Origin of the sequence: Legionella taurinensis (genome assembly GCF_900452865.1) — a bacterium.
Taxonomy (GTDB): Bacteria; Pseudomonadota; Gammaproteobacteria; order Legionellales; family Legionellaceae; genus Legionella_C; species Legionella_C taurinensis.
Genome location: NZ_UGOZ01000001.1, coordinates 1,688,950 through 1,708,695, shown reverse-complemented (window position 1 = coordinate 1,708,695; position 19,746 = coordinate 1,688,950). Strand labels below are relative to the sequence as shown.

Below are 19,746 nucleotides of genomic sequence, written 5' to 3'. Positions count from 1 at the left end.
ATTCGGTAAAGTGAAAAGGAATCATTTAAAAAGGAATTGATCATGAAAACTATTCTCGCTCTTTTGAGTGGCATTGTCCTCACCCACAGCGTGTATGCTGCTGATGCCGCAGGCAATAATCAGGTTCAACAGTTAAACGCCGACATTCAAAACCAGTTAAAGCAATTGCAGGCTCAACAGCAGCAGCAACTGGCGGCTTTAAACACGCAACTGCAGGCCCAAATCAAACAGGTCCAGACGCAATTGCAGGCTCAGATTCAAACCGTCAATGCCCAAACTCAGAATCAAATGAAGCAGATACAAACCAACCTGCAACAACAGATTGCCCAGGTGCAGCAGCAGGTGGTTAAACAAAAACCCTAGGGTCATGCCGATAAGTAAATAATAAAAAAAAAACTACCCTGCAGGCAGGGTAGTTTCGGAGAGAGAAGGGACTATCCTATCAAGTCGTCCAGGGTGGCAACAACCCCGAGCAGCGTTACTACACCATTATTGCTTAAATCAACGATGGTGTTGGGACCGAAGTAATTAATACTATCAATGGTTACCCCAGTGAACTGTAATGCATCTTCAATCAGATTGAAATCACTGATGGTGTCATTGCCGGAGGCCAGTGCAGTATAAACAAACGTATCGCTGCCTGCACCGCCAGCCAGAGTATCATTGCCTGCGCCGCCTTCGATAATGTTGTTGCCGCTATCGCCAGTGATGTTATCAGCCAGCAAGGTACCAACAATCTTTTCGACACCTGTCACATGCATTTGATTGGCTCCCATCTGCAACAAGCCTGTGGCGCCGTTATACGTGGCTGCGACAAGCGGGTTGAACAGATCGCCAACCCTAAACAGATTGAGCGTATCGAGATCACTGCCATCCGCTTTTTCACCCATTTCAACGAGAGCATTGGGATTGGTATCCAATGCAGTCACGTTCAAGGTATCGCTGCCTTGACCCAACTTGTAGTGTTGAAATTTATAAAAGGCATGCTCATTGGACGTCAGGAGGCCTTGTTCGCTAATCAGCACAGCGGGCAGATCACTGTCCACAGACGTATCCCAATTCACTTGTAGGTGGGGAGCATTGCTGTTGCTTTCATTGATACTGACTAACTGGGTCAAGTCGACAACGCCTTTCAAACCGCTGTCATTGGAGATAATTGTCCAGGGTTTAAAGCTTGCGTCATTTCCTACCGGGACAACCACTTCACGCAGTCCTGTCAGTTTGGCGGTCACGGAATCCTGTGTGGCATCAAGACCGCTGCTGGTTAAGGACAATTTAACATCCCCGAAGGATTGTTGCGTGAAGGTGGATTGAGGAATGCCGAGGTTTTGCAACGCGGCAATCGCGGCAAGCGCAATCAAGGCAGCAATTAACCCATACTCAATGGCTGTTGCATTGAATGCATAAGCACCGTTTTGGAAATCCAATGTCGCGACGTTGTCAATGTTGGGGCCAGCATTATTAAACTGCATCTGCAGATTAATTTTCTGGATATCTTCGGCTGTCGCTGGAAGCCCTGCGGAGTTGTAGACAAACAAACCCACATTCGTAGCGCCTGTGCCTTCGATCATCTGTATGGTTGTCGAGGGCTGAGGATTGGTTCCGGTAATCGAGCTTGGGATGGATTGATCAAACAGGAACGTGTAGTTGCCGCCCTGATCAATCACAAAGGAGTTGCCGCGATCGCCAATGAGGAAATTCTCCACATCATGAACCGTCATGCTGTCGGTGTTTTTGCTGATCACATCGGTACTGGCAGTATAGGTTATACCTGAAATACCACGTAAATCGATGGCGTCGGCATTCACTTCGCCAGCCAAATTCACGACCAGGCCATTGATGACGTTTTTAACCACCAGAACATCGTCTAAATCGCTGGTGCGAATACTGTCAACCCCTGTTTGAAGGACATCATTAACAAAAACCTGCCCATTCTCCAGTTTCACAGCGGTTGCGGTGTCTGTATCCACATCAAACAGAGAAGCCACAGGATCGGTCGCTTGCGATTGCACGGTTTCCTGAGTGCCTGCTCCATCGGTGTAACTGACTGTCGCAGTGATCGTTTTACCGATATCCCCCTCGGTTAACGTGTAGGTACTGCCATTGGCCCCTGAAATGACGTTACCATTGACAAACCACTGGTAGTTAAAGGCACCAAGGCCTTCCACATCCGTCAGATTGGCATTGGCGATAAGAACTTGACCCTCCTGCGGTGTCCCTTGAATGGTCACATCGCCTGTGGGGGCATCATTGACAGCAGCCACATTGATGTGAACCACTGCTTCACTGGTGGCGCCATCCCCATCCGCTACAACGTAAGTAAAACTGGCAGGGCCATTGTAATTGGCTGCCGGTGTAAACACGATGTTGCCATTGTTATCCAGGGTGACTGTGCCATTGGTGGCATTGCCAACCGACTGAATGGTCAGCACGTCATTATTGGCATCGGTGTCATTAGCAAGTAACACACCCGCAGCAAGGACTAACGGGGTGTCTTCGTTGCCATCAATCACATCATCCATGGCCACTGGTGCGACATTGTCTGAGAGCACGGGATCAGTGGCCGCTGAAACCACGGTTTCCTGTGTTCCACCGCCATCCGTATAACTTACAGCGACTGTGATCACTTTACCAACGTCTGCGTCAGTGAGCGTATAGGTACTAGCAGTAGCGCCATCAATCGTTTCGCCATCCGCCTTCCACTGGTAAGTGACAGCACCCAGCCCGTCGATGTCAGCGATGGCACTGGCGTCGGCTGTGAGCGTTTGATTTTCAATGACGTCGCCAGTAATGACGACTTCGCCTGTGGGCGCATCATTAACGGCAGCAACAGCGACAGTGACGGTGGCCTGACTGATGCCGCCCCGTCCATCACTGATGGTGTAAGTGAAACTGTCAGAGCCATTGTAATTGCTGTTGGGCGTGTAAGTGATAACGCCATCGTTAAGCACCACGGTACCATGGGCTGCATTGCCAACGGACTGAACGGTCAATGCATCGTTGTTGCCATCGGTATCGTTGCCCAGCAGATTGGCGACTGGTATAGCCAGGGGCGTGTCTTCTACCGCGTTCACAAGATCCCCATTGGCAACGGGTGCGACATTCAGGGGTGCAACGACTTTCAGTATGACATTCTCGATGGTGTTGACAATTAAATTCCAACCCTCCACGTAGGCGGCAAAATTAAACAGCAGGTTATCACACGCGGCCTGAAATGCGGCCAGTGCCTGTTGAACATCCGTGCGCGCAAAAAACTGGGAAGTACCCTCGATAATGAGGGTGTCAGTGCCGTTACCGCCAATGTAGATATCCAGTGCATTGAGATTGTTTTCGACGTGGTAAGTAAAGGTATCGTTACCGTTACCGCCACTGAGAAGATCAGAACCGGCACCGCCATCCAGTATGTCATTGCCGTTGCCGCCGTTGAGAATGTCGGTGCCGTCGCCGCCGTTTAACGTGTCGTTACCATTGCCCCCATCGAGCAAATCATTTCCGGCACCTCCAAGGAGGGTGTCGTTTCCGTTCCCCCCTGATAAAATATCCGAACCACTTCCTCCATCAAGCAGATCATTACCATTACCACCATCGAGCAGATCACTCCCGGAACCGCCGTTTAGTGTATCGTTACCATTACCACCTAGCAGTAAGTCATTTGCTGCGCCACCCTCAATAACATCAGCACCATTGGTGCCCGTTATAATCGTCATGGCTACACCTCTACAACTAAGACAAATTAAAGTATAGTATTGTATAAATTTTAATCAAGATGATTGCAAAAATGAATGCTGGTCTGTGTTTCAAGTGGGTGGTCTTATTCTCATTCTTCGTGGAATGCACGCTCAAAACTGTCATGAAGCGGGGTAATGAAATAATTAAATGCGGTTCGTTTTTCTATAATAATCATCACCTGAACCGGCATGCCAGGATAGAGAGCAACGTGTTTCAGTTTGTTGAGTTCGTCTTTGTTAAGGGTGATGCGGGCTTTGTAAAATTGTTTTTTAGTCGCCTGATCTTCGAACACATCGGGGGACACCTGGGTCACGATACCTTCAACCAGGGGTGTGTTCCTCTGCTTGAAAGCGACAAGCCTGACTTTTGCCGTCAAGCCCGGTTTGACTGAATTAATGTCCAGTGGTTCAATCTGAGCTTCAACAATGAGTTGATCACCCGAGGGGATAATGTCGAGAATGTCCTGGCCTGGGGTAATGACTCCGCCCGTTGTGTGTTTTTTAAGGCCAATGACAGTGCCTGATTGCGGAGCTGTAATCAATGTTCGTTTTAAAACATCCTCGGCAGCCTTGCATTTTTCTGTTAGGTCAGCGAGCTTTTGTTGCACATCGCGAAGTTCTTCCAATAAATCCTTGCGTCGGGTTTCAATCATGGTAAACAGCTGCGACTGAATTTCGCCTATGCCTTGATGCGCCTTGGCAATTAACCCCAGGTGTTCTCCTCGATCACCGGTTAAGCGTGCGGCTTCCCGTTTAAGCGCCAGCAACCGCGGTTTATCAATTAACTTCCGCTCCTCCAGGTATTGTACGGCCTTAATTTCCTCCTCAATCAATTTGAGCTGTTCGTTATTGGCGATCACCTGAGCATCAAGGCTGCTGATTTCTTTTTTATATTCCTCGATGCGCTCATTTAAAATTTTGCCTTGCCCTTCGTAACTTTTGTTACGGGCAATAAATAATTTGTTTTGACCTTCGATGATTTTTTTTACTTTAGGATCATTGGCCAACTGCTGTAATTGCGCTGGATAATGGACCTGCTTTTCATTATTGAGTTCGGCAAAAATGCGCGCCTCCGCGGCTAAATTTTCATACAGTTGACCTTGTAATAAATCGAGCGTGGCTTTAGCCTGTGTGTCGTCCAATTGAATGAGGGGCGTGTTGGCTTTAACCACCGAGCCTTCATTAATGTAAATGGTTTTAATGATGCCGCCTTCCATGTGCTGAATCGTTTTGCGTTCATATTCTACCACCAGCTTGCCTTGCGCTACGGCAGCGGCATCAAGATGGAACAGTAAAGACCATAAGAGAAAGCCGCCAATAAAAAACAAAAGAATCGAAAGCCCTGTTTTAATCACGTTGCTTATGGCAGGTTGTTCCGGTGTTTGAGGTAATTGCTTCGTGTCCATTAATTCCCCTTGGACTGCGATTGTGCGTCAGCCTGAGCGGCGGCTAATTCTTTAAGCTTGTTCAGTATCTGATCGCGAGGACCTGAGAACTGAATTTTGCCTTCATTAAGGACAATGAGGGTATCAACAAAATGAATGACGTGGGGACGATGGGCGATGAGGATCACCGTGGCCTGACGACGCTTCAATTCCTGCAAGGCATTAAGGAGCGCCAGCTCGCCATCGCTGTCCAAATTGGAATTGGGCTCATCAAGAATCACCAGCTGCGGATCCCCATACAATGCCCGAGCTAAGGCAATGCGTTGACGTTGCCCGCCGGATAAACCAAAGCTGTTGCGGTGAATTACCGTATCATAACCTTGAGGCAGTCTGAGGATGAGTTCATGGCAGCCCGCCTGTTTTGCCGCTTTAATGACGGCGGCATCATTGATTGTTCCCATGCGGGCGATATTTTCTTTCACACTGCCATTAAATAATTCAATGTCCTGGGGCAGGTACCCCACGTAGCGGCCAAAGTCGGTTCGTTCCCATTGATACACATCGGCGGTATCCAGCCTTACACTGCCGTTATTGGGCTTTAAAACCCCGGCAATCAGGCGGGCAAGCGTTGATTTTCCTGCCGCCGAGGGACCAATGAGGGCGGCCATTTCCCCGGGTTTAATGTGAAGAGTGATGCCGTTGATCACGAATTTCTGAAGGGCAGGAGGCATGTAGTAGAGATTTTCCACGGACAAATGGCCTTTCGGTGCAGGCAATTGAATACCGCTTAAACGGTGTGATTGAAAAGCCAGATGGGGTTTAAGCCTGTCAATGGCATGTTTGGCGCTCTGATACTGTTTCCAGGCGCTGATTGCCTGCTCGACCGGTGCCAGGGCGCGCGACATTAAAATGGAGCCGGCAATCATCATGCCGGAGGTGATGCGATTGGTCAAAACCAGGTAAGCGCCGACCCCCAGGATAAAAATTTGCAGGGAGGAGCGGATAAATTTGCTTAAGGCGAGAATATTGCCGGAAATTTTGCTGGACTTAATCTGAAAATGGAGGATTGCTTCATTGTTCTTGTGCCATGCGCTGATTAAGGCAGGCAGCATGCCCATGGCCTGAATGGCTTCGGCATTGCGTAAACTGGCTGCCATTTCTTGTTGGGTATTGATGGCCATTTCACTGGCATCGCGCAACAGTTTTCGGGTGCACAGTTCATTGAGCAGCGCACACAAAAAAAGAATAAGAGCCCCTATGGTGGAGATCCAGCCCAAGACAGGATCGAGCATAAAGATAACAATGAGGTAGACGGGAACCCAGGGTGAGTCAAAAAAGGTAAAAACGGCTGAGCCACCAATAAACTGCTTGACTGTGGCGATATCCCGCAGGGCATGTTCGGGGTAGGTATTGCCGAGAAGAATTTGGTCAGGACTTAGCGCTAGGGCAGGCGGTGACAACTTCCTCTCAAACCAGACACTGACATGGATAATAATGTAGGTTCTAACGGCATCCAGCAGGCTTAAAATCAGAAGAGCCAATACTGCAATCAGGGTCAAATAGATGAGGGTATCGTAACTGTAGCTCGCGAGAACCCGGTCAAAAACCTGCATCATGTAGAGAGGGGTTGTGAGCATGAGGACATTGATAAAAAGACTGAAGAGACCAACATAAATGAATGCACTTTTGCTGGCCTCAAAGGTCTGTTTCAATGGGTGTTTTTCTTTTGGGGCCATGTAGGTACAACGGACAAACAGAAGAAGCATGTAATAACTATAGACCACTGTATAAAAAATGTTATCTTATGCTGGTTGATTTTAACGACCTTGTGAGGGCGTCCATCCAAGGCATTGACGCCGTCATTCCAGGAGGAAGCAGAGTGACGCGTCAAGGAAGAGACACCCGCATGGCAGAGGATGTTATTTCCTGCGATGAAGGTGATTGGCTGACCTCTGGTCGGTAGGCAGAATCGTGATTTCGGCAATGTTGACGTGTGGCGGCGCGGAAATACAATAGAAAACGGCATCAGCAACGTCTTTCGCCGAAAGCGGGGTAAAGTCCTGATAAAAGGTTTTCGCCCGTTCCGCGTCTTGCCAACGTACAAGACTGAATTCTGTTTCTACCGCGCCGGGCGCAATTTCACTGACTCGAATGGGGCTGCCCATCAAGTCAAGGCGTATGGATTTGGACAGGGCTCTGACTGCATGCTTGCTCGCACAATACACATTGCCGTTGGGATAGATCTCCTGGCCGGCAATGGAGCCAATATTCACAATATGCCCTTGCTGCCGTTTCAACATCCCGGGCAGAACATGACGAGTCATGTAAAGAAGCCCCTTGACGTTGGTGTCTATCATGGTTTCCCAATTGTCGATCACGCCTTGCTGAACCGGATCGCTGCTTAAGGCAAGTCCTGCGTTATTGAGCAATACATCAATGCCTTGCCAGGGCATGGGCAAGGTTTCCACAAAGGTTTTGACAGCGACGGGATCGCTGACATCCAGACCATGAACATGATGCGCATGGCCATACTCGCTTTGTAATTGCGTTGCCAGGGCTTTAAGCCTGTCCACTCGGCGGGCCGTCAGAATCAATTGCGCCCCTTGCGAAGCAAAAAGCCGGGCGCAGGCTTCGCCAATGCCGCTGGAGGCACCCGTAATCAGGATAATTTTGTTTTTCAAACTCGACATGCGCTTACCCTTAGAGTGTGGATTTTATCTCAACGCTCAGGCACTCGTCCGTCTGGTCTTTCTCGTACTGTTTAAGGTGCGTTAGAATGGAAGACCATGTCATGCTGCCTGTGTCAGGTTGGAAAGATGAGTCCAGCGTTTTCGCAAAATTACTGAGTTTGTCCAATAAATAAGAAGTCAGCGAATGGTTGTTGTAGTGGGTATCCTTTGAATTAAAAAAGTCGTCCAGTAGGTGAAGCATTTCACCGTATGATTTTTGGGAGAGGCTTTTTTCTAACTTGTCCGCCTTTTTTACTCCATAATGGCCATGCCGAAACAAGGTGAGATAGCCGTTATCAATGCCTGGCCGCTTCTCTTTATTGTTATAACTTGTAATCCCATTGGCTATGGCATCAAAGAGTTGCCTGGTTAGTTTATCAGGAGCTTCCTCTGCTTTGGTCCTTCGCGTTGGGAGAGTCCGTGTCGGCGGTTGAATGCGATCTTTATGGTGATCCGATAACGGATAGAAAGCAGAAGGGGTAAGAAACGTAATTCCTTGCTCGTGGTCTGATGATTCTGTGTCTGAATATCCCATTTCGTATCCTTTCCTTTAGGTCGCTTAACTGCTGATAAATAAAACATGAATCCATCTATTTGAATTCTAAGAACAAATAAACGTCACAATTATAAGTAATTCATTACGCAGAGTCTAATAAAATATCGTATAACAATGGCCTTTATTTTTATAGTGCCTTGCGTGAGCGTTCAGCATTGCCCGCTCGGCGAGTTTACTCAAGGCATCCTGGGTTAGCAAGCCAGTTTCGTTTCTGGACTACTTGCCTTATTTACGGGAAACGCGGCGTGGTTGGCGTGCATGAAAAAGGGATACACGCTTGATTGCTTGTCTTTTTGTTTTTCTTTTTGTTTTCCTGTTTGCTTTTCTTCATTGTTGCTGGTCAGGCTTTCAAACAGAATGTCACTAATCTCTATGTTAGCCTGGTTAAGCACCAAAAGCTCAAGAAACAATCCCTGAGTTAGCGGCTTATTATGTCGTCTTAACCAGCTTAATGACTTAAGGTTAGCCAGGGTGAGGTGATTTTCGGAAGCCAGAGTATCAATGTCCTTGCTCGATAACTGTTCTTCAAGAAAAATCAGGTTTCGTGTAACTTCTAATGTGTTTGGCATGTTTTTGTTCAAATCGGGATCATTCCAGTAACTTTGAAAACGCTCATGAAGCGTCTCGGCAAAGTTCAGGCTGGCTGTGGAATTGCGCAGGTTCAGCGCCAAGTCAACGTCAACCACAATGACTTCTCCCGTATCCAGACGGGTCAATACATTGCCGCGGGTTGCAGCATCCAGCACAATGCGTCGGGTAGCCTGATACACTTCCACCACTTTATTGGCCGTTTCTTCATCCGTAGCGGGGCGTGTATTGGCAATGTAGGGTGCTATCCAGCCTGATTGACTGGTTATGGCTTCAGGAAGGCCGGTTCGGGATGGCGAATTGATTTCATTCCAGAGCCTTACCCCCCTCTGATTATGGCTTAAGGCAGTAACACAGGAGTCATTAGACGGCAGGGGGTATTTAAGGACCCGATAAATCCCTGATTTATCCGGGGCGGCTGATCGCCAGACCCGGTTATAGCTGCCGTTACCCAAAACAAGCCAATGCGATTTTTTTGAATAGGCTGCGACTTCTTCTTTTTCAGGCTCTGACTGATTGCTGCGGGCGGTGCCAGTCGAGACTACTTTTTTTTCGTGGGCGTTCCCTTCGTGTTTCGGCATAATTCACATAATGATTTAAATTTGCGCTACTTTAACAAAAAAAACGAAGGGTTACTACCACGGAAAGGCTATAGTCCCGTGTGCACAACCAATTCATCCCGCGGTGTCGGCGACTTAAAGCGAATCACGTCACGAATGAGGCTTTCCAGTTTGTTTTTGAAGCCAGGAGGGGTCGCCTCCCATTCCACTTGAGAAGAAGCCAGGATGATCAGTTTTTTGACATCCTCCTTGCCTTTGAGCACCGACAAGGCCAATTCGACAATCTGGACTTTGGCTTTAAAGGGTTCTATCGGTTGTGAGGAAGACACTAATCGTTGTTTCACTATGTCCTGAAGATATCGGTTGAGCTGACTCATCAATTCCTCGGCGTTGGTATCAATCAGACTCTCCTCCGTTTCGTCCTTGGATGAATGGGAGCGTGGGGAGAAAACTTCTCGTAAATCAACTTTTTCAAAATCAATCTCTGCCACATTGTCAGAAGCCTTCCGATCTTCCTTGGGAATGGCCTGACTGAGATCCACCTGACCTGTTTTTGAGCGAACCCCGCCTATTTCTGCGCCCAGGCCGCGTGAGCCATTCACACGGACCCAATTAATCCACGCCTCAAGCTCAGGCGGCGCCTCCTTGATCCAGGTAACCAGTTTCTGCAACGAATCGCTTCCTGGAAGAGAGGACGCACCCGGTTTCAGGCAGGGTAATTCATCCAGCATTTGTTCAATGAGCTCGTTGGTTAAAAAATCCTCGTGAAATCGTATGCCTTTGTCGTTAGGGTAGGCTAAAGCGCATTTTTGGGCAGTACACAGTGCATAATAAAGCATGAGTCCCTTACGAAAATCGGCCAGCTCCAAATCCTGCAGCAGTTCTTTCCTGACGCTTTGGCAGTGCTTCGTCAAATCGCGAGCAAAGGTTTCGTATTCGAGGTGGTCAATTTCATCAAAGGCCTGATCGGGGCCGGCTAAGTATTCGTCTCTGGGACTTGAGCGGCGGCTGCTGGATGTCGACGTCGGTGTGGATGCTATTGCGTAAGGTTCCATCGACGTATTGGACGCAATTTCCAATTCAATTGCTGGCGCGAACTTTTTATACAGTTCGCGGTAATTGGATTTGATGAACGCCTTGATTGTTTCAATGTTGGGAAAGTCGTGATTCTTCGCAAGATGCAGCATGTTTTTTCCATGCTCAGAGTCAAAAAAGGCATCGATTTCTTTTTCAGCCTGAGCGGGTGTTAATCGACCAATACGTGCAATTTCTTTTAATTGATGAAGCACCTGTGCGAATCCTCCTTCGTGAGGAAGAAAAGAAAACGCGACATAGCGGATATCGGCATTAAAATTAGCCCAATACACGGCAAAGGTTAAAATGATGTTATCCCTTTCCCACGTTGTGGGTATGAATTTTCTGCCTTCCTGCTGCGCGTAAAAACCAAATAGATGCTCATACACTTCCACCGGGGTAATGGGGCCGCCATTGGCTGTACGGTAGTGGTTGTGATTGAAAAAGGCTTCTTCCGCGTAACTGTGCATTTCTTTTAAGTGAAGGTGGTCTGTACCCCGGTAATACGTTTCACAGGAATTGGCAACACAGGCATGCGCTTTAGCGGCTGTATTAAATACCTCATCGCGGAATGACTGGTGGGTTCTATCAAAAGGGGCGATAAATGACCAGGTAATGACTGATTTTTTGACTTGAAATTTGATGGGCACCTGAATCATTTCCCCTTCATCAAACAATTCATACACTTTCCCCTGTGTGCGAGTGAATTTGTGCGTGTCGTTGAGTTCACGCAAGCGCTGGATATAGCCTTTGCGGTCACCTCGTTGGAGAAGGGTTTGTAGATGCAGGGCTTCTTCGGTTTGCTTAAAAGTCCATTGTTTGGTTTGTTGCACAGTTTTCAGGTCGATGCTAAAAGGCATTATTTAAATCAGAGTGAATTTAAAGTGCTTATATTGTACAAATTAAATCTTATGGGAAGCTTAAGAGAGGAGCAAGGCCAAGAATTGACTCTGTGCCGGACAAAAAACGCTTAAAGAGATGAGATATTATAAATAACTCGCTGATTTTAAATGTATTTCATATAATCATTTCGTCTAAAAAAGGATGTAAATATGAAATATATCAGCGAGTTGAGTGGAATTTTAAGCCAGAGATTGAATTGGCACAAGTCACGCATTGACTGTTTTGCCCAAATGTTATTAGCCTTGTTTATGGTGAGAAGTGTTAATTTAAGTGAAATTGCGGTTGCAATGGATGGTGATAGAGCGAGCATTGATTCCCGCTACAAAAGAGTATACCGTTTTTTTTCAAAGTTTGAGGTAGATTTTACCTGGATTGCTCGCTGGATATACTCTCTGTTTTTTAATAAAGCTCACAAGGTTTATTTAGCCATAGACAGGACAAATTGGTATTGGGGTAAAGCCAAAATCAATGTGTTTATGTTGTCTATTTGTTATGAAGGAATAGCCATACCCATATTTTGGCGACTGCTAAAAAAAGCAGGAGGCACGACGGGTAAAGAGCAGATAGAATTATTATCTCGATTTATTAATACGTTTGGTAAAGAATCAATACAAGGCATACTCGGTGATCGAGAATTTCCTAACAAAGCACTCATAGCTTGGCTTGTAGCAGAGAATATTCCCTTTTATTTACGGATTAAGGGGAACGTAGACGTGTGTATTGGCAAAAAGAAATTTAAAGCTTCGGCACAGTTATTCAGCCACTTAGCCCCTTATCAGCACCAAGTATTTGGTATGAAAGTCCATGTTTTTGGGCACTCACTTTATTTGGCCGGAAGCAAAAATTCTCGGGAAGACTTGATGATTGTTATCACAAATCAACCACCCAAAAATGCAATTGCTTGCTATTTGCGCCGTTGGGAAATAGAAACGCTTTTTGCCTCTTTAAAAACAAAGGGATGGCGATTTGAAGATACACGAGTCATTGAGCCTAAGCGCATCGAAAAGCTCTTGGTTTTACTCGCCTTGGGCTTTGTTTGGGCACATCGAATTGGCGAGTGGAAAGCATCTATCAAGCCTATTCCTCTTAAAAAATTACGCAACCAAAAAAGACCAAAAAATAGCTTTTTTCGATTGGGCTTAGATCATCTCAGAGATTTGCTCACCAATCACAGAATCAATATAAAATTGTTTGCTAAATTATCAAATTGGATTCTGTTTGCCTTAGATGAGACTGTTTTTTAAAAAATTGTCCGGCACAGAGAAGAATTGATCTCTATTTAACCAAGTTAATTTTTCCTTAATGTATTTTGAATAGAATGCGTGCTGTATTAATGGTTGTATCGGGTGAGGCAATGTTTGAAGCAGTATTACTTGAAATTAAACAAATAGACTTTGACAAGATAAAAAATGGTCAATCAATCCATAAGCTCCTGACCAATCATGAATTTGAAAAAGCATTTTACCTGGCGTGTCTGCATTGCCGCATGGACGATGATGAGGCCCTGAAATTAATAAAAATACTGGTGCTCCATTGCCGTAATCTTGGCATTGATCTTAACCTGAATCAGTATGCGCGGAGTGCGCTGCGGTTGGCTGCGGATAACGACAATATCAATCTTTATTATGAACTGGTTACAGCCGGCGCGGAGGATGCGGAAGCCGGGCGCATTATGGCCATGAAACAGCGCAAAGCCAGTGCCTCATTTGACAAACACTATCGCCCTGAATTTTTACAGGAGTATGCCTCGCTGAAAAACCAGCCGCTTAATCATTACACAACCGATGCGAAACGAGTACTCTACGTCATTAAATTGATTGATTTCCTGATAAAATACCATACCCTTGAGGCTCGATTCAAAAAAATGCCCAAAAATATTTCCAGTTTGGCAATGCAGGCAATAAAAGATACACGCGATGAACAAAATCGCATTCTGATACAAAAAATGTGTTCCGTGATCCAGCAATTGTCTCCTGATTTAAGAAAAAGATTTGATAAGGCTCTTGAAGCCTCGTCCTTTAACTGGCTTTCGTTTGAACACTTGGGTGGCATCATGATTGAGCCGTCGATGCAGAAAGCGGCGCTCGTGCCTGTAATCGGCCAGAAAACCACCTCGCCCGATAGAGTAAACATCGACAGCGCTTTCCATTTAATCGCTGAAGTGGGTGATTTGCAATTAATGATTCCCCACGCTGCCTTGACTATTATTGAAAAAGATCTTCCTACCCTTAGGAATTTTTTCCACGCGCTCGCTGTAACTCTCATCGCACCCGACAAGCCAATCACGGTCCCAAGGCCTGAATTTGCAGCCAGTAAATGCATCATCACTTACTTTAATGATATTCAAAGCCTGATTAAATTATTGAATCTGAGTCACGACAGCACCGCCCGCATGAAATTGCCGCTATGGCCAGAATCGGAAGCACCCTCCATTCAATTGCTTAACCTAAGATCCGGTTACGATGTTTCAAAAAAGGTAGAACGGCATGCCGCGCTGCGTCGGCTTCAGAGTCTGGGTGAGCTAATCACGGGCAAAAATTTTTCCAAATTTTTAATTGATCTCGACCCCACCACGGATTGGCGTGCTTTTATTGTTATTCGCGATGCGATTACTCACCAGGATGAAAGGGATTTAAAATACCGAATAGAACAATTTTTAGGCGATAACGGTTTGCTGCAGCAGGTTTTTGCGCAGGATATGCATACGCTTGGGATGAAACTCAATCAACTCATCTGGTTACGCGAACAGAGCCTTGGAAAATACACCCATGATCCGGCGTCTTACTGGCAACACCTGTTAAAAAGGGAAGCGGTCAGTTTGCAGAAGAAAGGTGACGGCGGCAATAATAATAACAATGACTCAGGTAAACAGGAGGTTGATACGCCAGATCAGGCCGCTGCCCAAAAACATGTCTTGTCAGCGAGTGAAAAGGAGTTCATCCACTATTTGGAACAATTCAAAGCCGCGAAGGACATTATTGAACTCAGCTTAGCCATTTTTGCAGGCCAGGCCGGGGCAGTTTCTAAAATGCAGAAAGGCATGATTCTGCAATGCCTGCCGCGTAAGGAACTGGGGGAGAAATACAAGGAACTAAGCACCCTGTTGGACAACGCCATCGCTAAACCTTCAACGCTGGCTGATCGAGAAAAGAAACGATTGGATGAAAAAGCGGCCAGTGAAAAACGAGAGGCAGACAGGGAGTCTAAGTTTGACGGATTAGAGGGCATTAGGAAATTGGCAAAATATTTACTTGAACCGGTAAACAAGGAGCATCAGCTCAATCCTCTAAAACGCATTGAGGCCACCCTCGAATCCTTATCTGATATTGAAGAATTTCTGATAGAAGAAGGGTATTGGACGGACTCGCCATTCTTTAATACCATCGCGGAATGGGAGGCAGACCTTCTGGATCAGGGAAGTGAACCCCTGTCGAACTTCCTGGTGAAAAACCCTAAACTCAATGATGCACTGGAATACCACATCGGTCAGATCCTGCAACACCTGGAAACCATCAAGACCTACAAGGAATTAGCTGTTTGTCCTTTGATAGCGAATGGCTATTCCGATTTACGATTGTTTCGAAATTACCTCGAGCACGGAAACCCGCTCGTTGACAATCAAAATGACATTTACCTGCAGCAGGATTACAGGGAAAAGAAAACAGCAGACATGGTTATTCGATTACTTATCGAATTAAAACCTGCATTAAAACGAGAGAAAATGAGGAAAGAAACAGAAAAGGCCAATGCAAAAGAGTTGCATCCCGGTGTTCTGGTGACAGCAAAAGAGAATGAGGAATGGACGAAGGTCTGTGGCCATGGCAATCTGTTTTTTGCTCCCCAGGTTAAATCGGCGGAAAAAGGCAAGAGCAGACGGGCGACTATTGAATTGCCTGGGGTAGTGTTTAAATAACGGTGTCGACTTTCTGAAAGAAGCCAGGTGACTGAGAAGGCGATAGCCTGTCTCACGGGGTTTTGAAATAATCCCTTGGTACTATTTGATCCGTAGAGAGGCAACCTTTGCTGGTTGCCTTTCTTGTTTATGATTTTACGCTGGGCATCTGCATTGCAGTGTGTGGAGAGACACTCTATAATCGCGGGCCCTATGAATTAAAAGGACAGAGCATGAACGCGACTCAAAACGATGCCTTAACGGCCGAAGAGTATACAAAAGCGATGAATTTTGTCGGACAAAACCTGTTGTCAGCCCTGCAGAAATCGGTAGAGCAATTGCCGAATCCGTTACGCAGCCGTCAATTGGTGGCCCAGGCGCTGTCGGCTTTTCTAACCAACACGATCTACAAACAGTACCCGGACAATCAGGACGCCTGCGAATACATGCTGGATGAGATCACGAAGTTAGTGAAAGCGCAACTGAAAAGTATCCCTCAGCCTCAAAACGCGTAATTTATTGCCTGCTCGCCTCCCCTCTGTCGCTTGAGGAAGAGGGGAGGCGAGCAGCATTTAGGACAGCATCAAATGGGTTTGGCCGCAAGCGGGCAATCAACCCACCTGCTTCAGAACATTCTTGTTACACTCAAATCCGAACCGGATTCTTGGGCTTTTTTATTCACAGCACCTGGAGAATCAGGATTTGAGCTGCCAAATAATGTTTGAGGTGCAGATAGAAGAAGAGCATTTAATTTTGATTGATTCAATGTCATTTCTTCCTCGGCAATAGACGAGTCTTCGGGTGCGAATTTTTTTGCTTGGCTAAGGGCTTCTTCAGCGTCACTCCACTTTTTCTCTAATCTGTAAGTGCAAGCAATGTTTAACCAGGCATCCGCAATTTCTTGTTTATCGTCTGTTTTATCCAGGATGGAAGAAAAGTATTTTCTTGATTCCGGGAAACAATCCTGTTTAAAAAGAGACATCCCTATTTGATTAATGACAATAAGATGTTCCGGATCAAGCTGAAGTGCTTCCATATAAGTTTCTTGCGCCTTTTTATACTCTTTATTTTTATAAAAATGATGACCATATTGCGCTAAACAGTCGGTAAGGTTAGATAAAATAATGTTTCTTAATACGACGTCGTTTTCGCTACATACCGCTAATGCTTTTCGGTAATAAATGAGTGCGTAACTAAAGTTGCCTGCTTTATTCTTCTGTACAGCATCGTTGTCTTCAACGACTCGTTCAAGTACTTCAATGTATTGTTCATACCAACTGGCAGCACTGTGTAAAAACACCGGGTTGTCACTGGCTATTTCCAAGGCTTTTGTGATAAAAGCCAGTGCGCCTTTAAACAGTTTGGCGCTGTTTGCCAGGTCTGTTTCAAGTAAATGACGAGCCGATTTGATATAAAGCAAACCCATGTTATTCCAAGCAGAAGCGCCAGACGGATAAATTTTGGTTGCCGTCTCGTAACAGGTTAACGCCGCAGTGTCCTTGTTTTCCGCTTCATAACATTGGCCTAATAAATCGAATGCATAAGACACATTGGCCACGTCATCTGAATGACTTTGCCTTAATTCAATGAATTTTTTTATAGGGGGAATCGCTTGTTGTTTTTCATCACAAAAAAAGAAGCATTTTCCTAAATAAAGATGGCTTTCTGCTACTTCTGGATTTATATCAATTGCTTGAAGAAAAAAGTCCTTAGCTATTTGATAATGTTTTGCATCAAATGCTCGTACTCCATTTATATGAAACGAATTAAACATGCTTAATCCTGATAATGGCCACAAAATGATCATTTTATCCTATGCGGACACTTAATTGTATAAGATTCCAGATAAATTGTTCTCTTTTAATACTCGCTCGATTGCTTTAATTGCCCGAAGTCACTCTGTGCCGGACAAAAAACGCTTAAAGAGATGAGATATTATAAATAACTCGCTGATTTTAAATGTATTTCATATAATCATTTCGTCTAAAAAAGGATGTAAATATGAAATATATCAGCGAGTTGAGTGGAATTTTAAGCCAGAGATTGAATTGGCACAAGTCACGCATTGACTGTTTTGCCCAAATGTTATTAGCCTGGTTTATGGTGAGAAGTGTTAATTTAAGTGAAATTGCGGTTGCAATGGATGGTGATAGAGCGAGCATTGATTCCAGCTACAAAAGAGTATACCGTTTTTTTTCAAAGTTTGAGGTAGATTTTACCTGGATCGCTCGCTGGATATACTCTCTATTTTTTAATAAAGCTCACAAGGTTTATTTAGCCATAGACAGGACAAATTGGTATTGGGGTAAAGCCAAAATCAATGTGTTTATGTTGTCTATTTGTTATGAAGGAATAGCCATACCCATATTTTGGCGACTGCTAAAAAAAGCAGGAAGCACGACGGGTCACGAGCAGATAGAATTATTATCTCGATTTATTAATACGTTTGGTAAAGAATCAATACAAGGCATACTCGGTGATCGAGAATTTCCTAACAAAGCACTCATAGCTTGGCTTGTAGCAGAGAATATTCCCTTTTATTTACGGATTAAGGGGAACGTAGACGTGTGTATTGGCAAAAAGAAATTTAAAGCTTCGGCACAGTTATTCAGCCACTTAGCCCCTTATCAGCACCAAGTATTTGGTATGAAAGTCCATGTTTTTGGGCACTCACTTTATTTGGCCGGAAGCAAAAATTCTCGGGAAGACTTGATGATTGTTATCACAAATCAACCACCCAAAAATGCAATTGCTTGCTATTTGCGCCGTTGGGAAATAGAAACGCTTTTTGCCTCTTTAAAAACAAAGGGATGGCGATTTGAAGATACACGAGTCATTGAGCCTAAGCGCATCGAAAAGCTCTTGGTTTTACTCGCCTTGGGCTTTGTTTGGGCACATCGAATTGGCGAGTGGAAAGCATCTATCAAGCCTATTCCTCTTAAAAAATTACGCAACCAAAAAAGACCAAAAAATAGCTTTTTTCGATTGGGCTTAGATCATCTCAGAGATTTGCTCACCAATCACAGAATCAATATAAAATTGTTTGCTAAATTATCAAATTGGATTCTGTTTGCCTTAGATGAGACTGTTTTTTAAAAAATTGTCCGGCACAAAGCCGAAGTCACTCTGTGCCGGACAAAAAACGCTTAAAGAGATGAGATATTATAAATAACTCGCTGATTTTAAATGTATTTCATATAATCATTTCGTCTAAAAAAGGATGTAAATATGAAATATATCAGCGAGTTGAGTGGAATTTTAAGCCAGAGATTGAATTGGCACAAGTCACGCATTGACTGTTTTGCCCAAATGTTATTAGCCTTGTTTATGGTGAGAAGTGTTAATTTAAGTGAAATTGCGGTTGCAATGGATGGTGATAGAGCGAGCATTGATTCCCGCTACAAAAGAGTATACCGTTTTTTTTCAAAGTTTGAGGTAGATTTTACCTGGATTGCTCGCTGGATATACTCTCTGTTTTTTAATAAAGCTCACAAGGTTTATTTAGCCATAGACAGGACAAATTGGTATTGGGGTAAAGCCAAAATCAATGTGTTTATGTTGTCTATTTGTTATGAAGGAATAGCCATACCCATATTTTGGCGACTGCTAAAAAAAGCAGGAAGCACGACGGGTAAAGAGCAGATAGAATTATTATCTCGATTTATTAATACGTTTGGTAAAGAATCAATACAAGGCATACTCGGTGATCGAGAATTTCCTAACAAAGCACTCATAGCTTGGCTTGTAGCAGAGAATATTCCCTTTTATTTACGGATTAAGGGGAACGTAGACGTGTGTATTGGCAAAAAGAAATTTAAAGCTTCGGCACAGTTATTCAGCCACTTAGCCCCTTATCAGCACCAAGTATTTGGTATGAAAGTCCATGTTTTTGGGCACTCACTTTATTTGGCCGGAAGCAAAAATTCTCGGGAAGACTTGATGATTGTTATCACAAATCAACCACCCAAAAATGCAATTGCTTGCTATTTGCGCCGTTGGGAAATAGAAACGCTTTTTGCCTCTTTAAAAACAAAGGGATGGCGATTTGAAGATACACGAGTCATTGAGCCTAAGCGCATCGAAAAGCTCTTGGTTTTACTCGCCTTGGGCTTTGTTTGGGCACATCGAATTGGCGAGTGGAAAGCATCTATCAAGCCTATTCCTCTTAAAAAATTACGCAACCAAAAAAGACCAAAAAATAGCTTTTTTCGATTGGGCTTAGATCATCTCAGAGATTTGCTCACCAATCACAGAATCAATATAAAATTGTTTGCTAAATTATCAAATTGGATTCTGTTTGCCTTAGATGAGACTGTTTTTTAAAAAATTGT

Annotated in this window: 14 protein-coding genes; 6 read left to right on the top strand and 8 right to left on the bottom strand. The window is 44.8% G+C overall.

Going from position 1 to position 19,746, the window contains the following annotated elements; genetic code table 11:
- The first annotated feature begins 42 nt into the window (after positions 1 to 42).
- Positions 43 to 363: a hypothetical protein gene (locus DYE45_RS07975; protein WP_108293710.1), complete on the top strand. Its 321-nt coding sequence runs from the start codon at positions 43 to 45 to the stop codon at positions 361 to 363.
- A 71-nt stretch (positions 364 to 434) separates the two neighbouring features.
- On the opposite strand, the gene DYE45_RS07970 is transcribed toward DYE45_RS07975, so the two are convergent.
- From DYE45_RS07970 to DYE45_RS07940, 7 genes are all read right to left on the bottom strand, one after another.
- The gene (locus DYE45_RS07970) at positions 435 to 3,707 is read right to left on the bottom strand and encodes a cadherin-like domain-containing protein (protein WP_115300729.1); all 3,273 of its coding nucleotides are present in this window, start codon (positions 3,705 to 3,707) and stop codon (positions 435 to 437) included.
- Between the two features lie 110 nt (positions 3,708 to 3,817).
- Entirely contained in the window at positions 3,818 to 5,134 is a 1,317-nt protein-coding gene (locus tag DYE45_RS07965) for an HlyD family type I secretion periplasmic adaptor subunit (protein ID WP_108293706.1), read from the bottom strand.
- On the bottom strand, positions 5,134 to 6,897 hold the full coding sequence (locus DYE45_RS07960; RefSeq protein WP_133138207.1) for a type I secretion system permease/ATPase: 1,764 nt from the start codon (positions 6,895 to 6,897) through the stop codon (positions 5,134 to 5,136). The genes DYE45_RS07965 and DYE45_RS07960 overlap by 1 nt, the downstream gene beginning before the upstream one ends.
- 135 nt (positions 6,898 to 7,032) lie before the next feature.
- Positions 7,033 to 7,803, bottom strand: a complete 771-nt coding sequence (locus DYE45_RS07955; RefSeq protein WP_108293702.1) for an SDR family NAD(P)-dependent oxidoreductase — start codon at positions 7,801 to 7,803, stop codon at positions 7,033 to 7,035.
- A 10-nt stretch (positions 7,804 to 7,813) separates the two neighbouring features.
- A complete protein-coding gene (locus DYE45_RS07950; protein ID WP_108293700.1) occupies positions 7,814 to 8,377 on the bottom strand; it encodes a hypothetical protein in 564 nt (187 codons plus the stop codon).
- 212 nt (positions 8,378 to 8,589) lie between these two features.
- The gene (locus tag DYE45_RS07945; protein ID WP_115300728.1) at positions 8,590 to 9,567 is read right to left on the bottom strand and encodes a hypothetical protein; all 978 of its coding nucleotides are present in this window, start codon (positions 9,565 to 9,567) and stop codon (positions 8,590 to 8,592) included.
- A 68-nt stretch (positions 9,568 to 9,635) separates the two neighbouring features.
- Entirely contained in the window at positions 9,636 to 11,480 is a 1,845-nt protein-coding gene (locus DYE45_RS07940; RefSeq protein ID WP_115300727.1) for a hypothetical protein, read from the bottom strand.
- A gap of 192 nt (positions 11,481 to 11,672) precedes the next feature.
- Between DYE45_RS07940 and DYE45_RS07935 the strand changes: the two genes are divergently transcribed.
- The 3 genes from DYE45_RS07935 to DYE45_RS07925 all read left to right on the top strand — a co-directional run bounded on the left by DYE45_RS07935 (position 11,673) and on the right by DYE45_RS07925 (position 15,930).
- A complete protein-coding gene (locus tag DYE45_RS07935; RefSeq protein ID WP_115300726.1) occupies positions 11,673 to 12,767 on the top strand; it encodes an IS4 family transposase in 1,095 nt (364 codons plus the stop codon).
- A 110-nt stretch (positions 12,768 to 12,877) separates the two neighbouring features.
- A complete protein-coding gene (locus tag DYE45_RS07930; RefSeq protein ID WP_133138231.1) occupies positions 12,878 to 15,436 on the top strand; it encodes a hypothetical protein in 2,559 nt (852 codons plus the stop codon).
- A gap of 212 nt (positions 15,437 to 15,648) precedes the next feature.
- Positions 15,649 to 15,930 (top strand): hypothetical protein, encoded by a 282-nt coding sequence (locus DYE45_RS07925; RefSeq protein ID WP_108295113.1) that lies wholly within the window; start codon positions 15,649 to 15,651, stop codon positions 15,928 to 15,930.
- A 110-nt stretch (positions 15,931 to 16,040) separates the two neighbouring features.
- Here the strand turns inward: DYE45_RS07925 and DYE45_RS07920 are convergent, their stop codons facing one another.
- Positions 16,041 to 17,189, bottom strand: coding sequence for a tetratricopeptide repeat protein (locus DYE45_RS07920; RefSeq protein WP_160160701.1), 1,149 nt, complete (start codon positions 17,187 to 17,189; stop codon positions 16,041 to 16,043).
- Positions 17,190 to 17,416: 227 nt separating this feature from the next.
- Between DYE45_RS07920 and DYE45_RS07915 the strand changes: the two genes are divergently transcribed.
- Together DYE45_RS07915 and DYE45_RS07910 are read left to right on the top strand one after the other, a co-directional pair.
- Positions 17,417 to 18,511 carry an IS4 family transposase gene (locus DYE45_RS07915; RefSeq protein ID WP_115300723.1) on the top strand — a complete coding sequence of 365 codons (1,095 nt, stop codon included), beginning with the start codon at positions 17,417 to 17,419 and terminating at the stop codon, positions 18,509 to 18,511.
- 132 nt (positions 18,512 to 18,643) lie between these two features.
- Entirely contained in the window at positions 18,644 to 19,738 is a 1,095-nt protein-coding gene (locus tag DYE45_RS07910; RefSeq protein WP_115300722.1) for an IS4 family transposase, read from the top strand.
- The last annotated feature ends 8 nt before the right edge of the window (positions 19,739 to 19,746 follow it).

Excerpts from the sequence above, each read along its gene's own strand:
- DYE45_RS07925 (WP_108295113.1), top strand. The coding sequence starts at position 15,649 with ATGAACGCGACTCAAAACGATGCCTTAACGGCCGAAGAGTATACAAAA.
- DYE45_RS07945 (WP_115300728.1), bottom strand. The coding sequence starts at position 9,567 with ATGCCGAAACACGAAGGGAACGCCCACGAAAAAAAAGTAGTCTCGACT.
- DYE45_RS07975 (WP_108293710.1), top strand. The coding sequence starts at position 43 with ATGAAAACTATTCTCGCTCTTTTGAGTGGCATTGTCCTCACCCACAGC.
- DYE45_RS07950 (WP_108293700.1), bottom strand. The coding sequence starts at position 8,377 with ATGGGATATTCAGACACAGAATCATCAGACCACGAGCAAGGAATTACG.
- DYE45_RS07935 (WP_115300726.1), top strand. The coding sequence starts at position 11,673 with ATGAAATATATCAGCGAGTTGAGTGGAATTTTAAGCCAGAGATTGAAT.
- DYE45_RS07940 (WP_115300727.1), bottom strand. The coding sequence starts at position 11,480 with ATGCCTTTTAGCATCGACCTGAAAACTGTGCAACAAACCAAACAATGG.
- DYE45_RS07930 (WP_133138231.1), top strand. The coding sequence starts at position 12,878 with ATGTTTGAAGCAGTATTACTTGAAATTAAACAAATAGACTTTGACAAG.
- DYE45_RS07910 (WP_115300722.1), top strand. The coding sequence starts at position 18,644 with ATGAAATATATCAGCGAGTTGAGTGGAATTTTAAGCCAGAGATTGAAT.
- DYE45_RS07915 (WP_115300723.1), top strand. The coding sequence starts at position 17,417 with ATGAAATATATCAGCGAGTTGAGTGGAATTTTAAGCCAGAGATTGAAT.
- DYE45_RS07965 (WP_108293706.1), bottom strand. The coding sequence starts at position 5,134 with ATGGACACGAAGCAATTACCTCAAACACCGGAACAACCTGCCATAAGC.
- DYE45_RS07920 (WP_160160701.1), bottom strand. The coding sequence starts at position 17,189 with ATGTTTAATTCGTTTCATATAAATGGAGTACGAGCATTTGATGCAAAA.
- DYE45_RS07970 (WP_115300729.1), bottom strand. The coding sequence starts at position 3,707 with ATGACGATTATAACGGGCACCAATGGTGCTGATGTTATTGAGGGTGGC.
- DYE45_RS07955 (WP_108293702.1), bottom strand. The coding sequence starts at position 7,803 with ATGTCGAGTTTGAAAAACAAAATTATCCTGATTACGGGTGCCTCCAGC.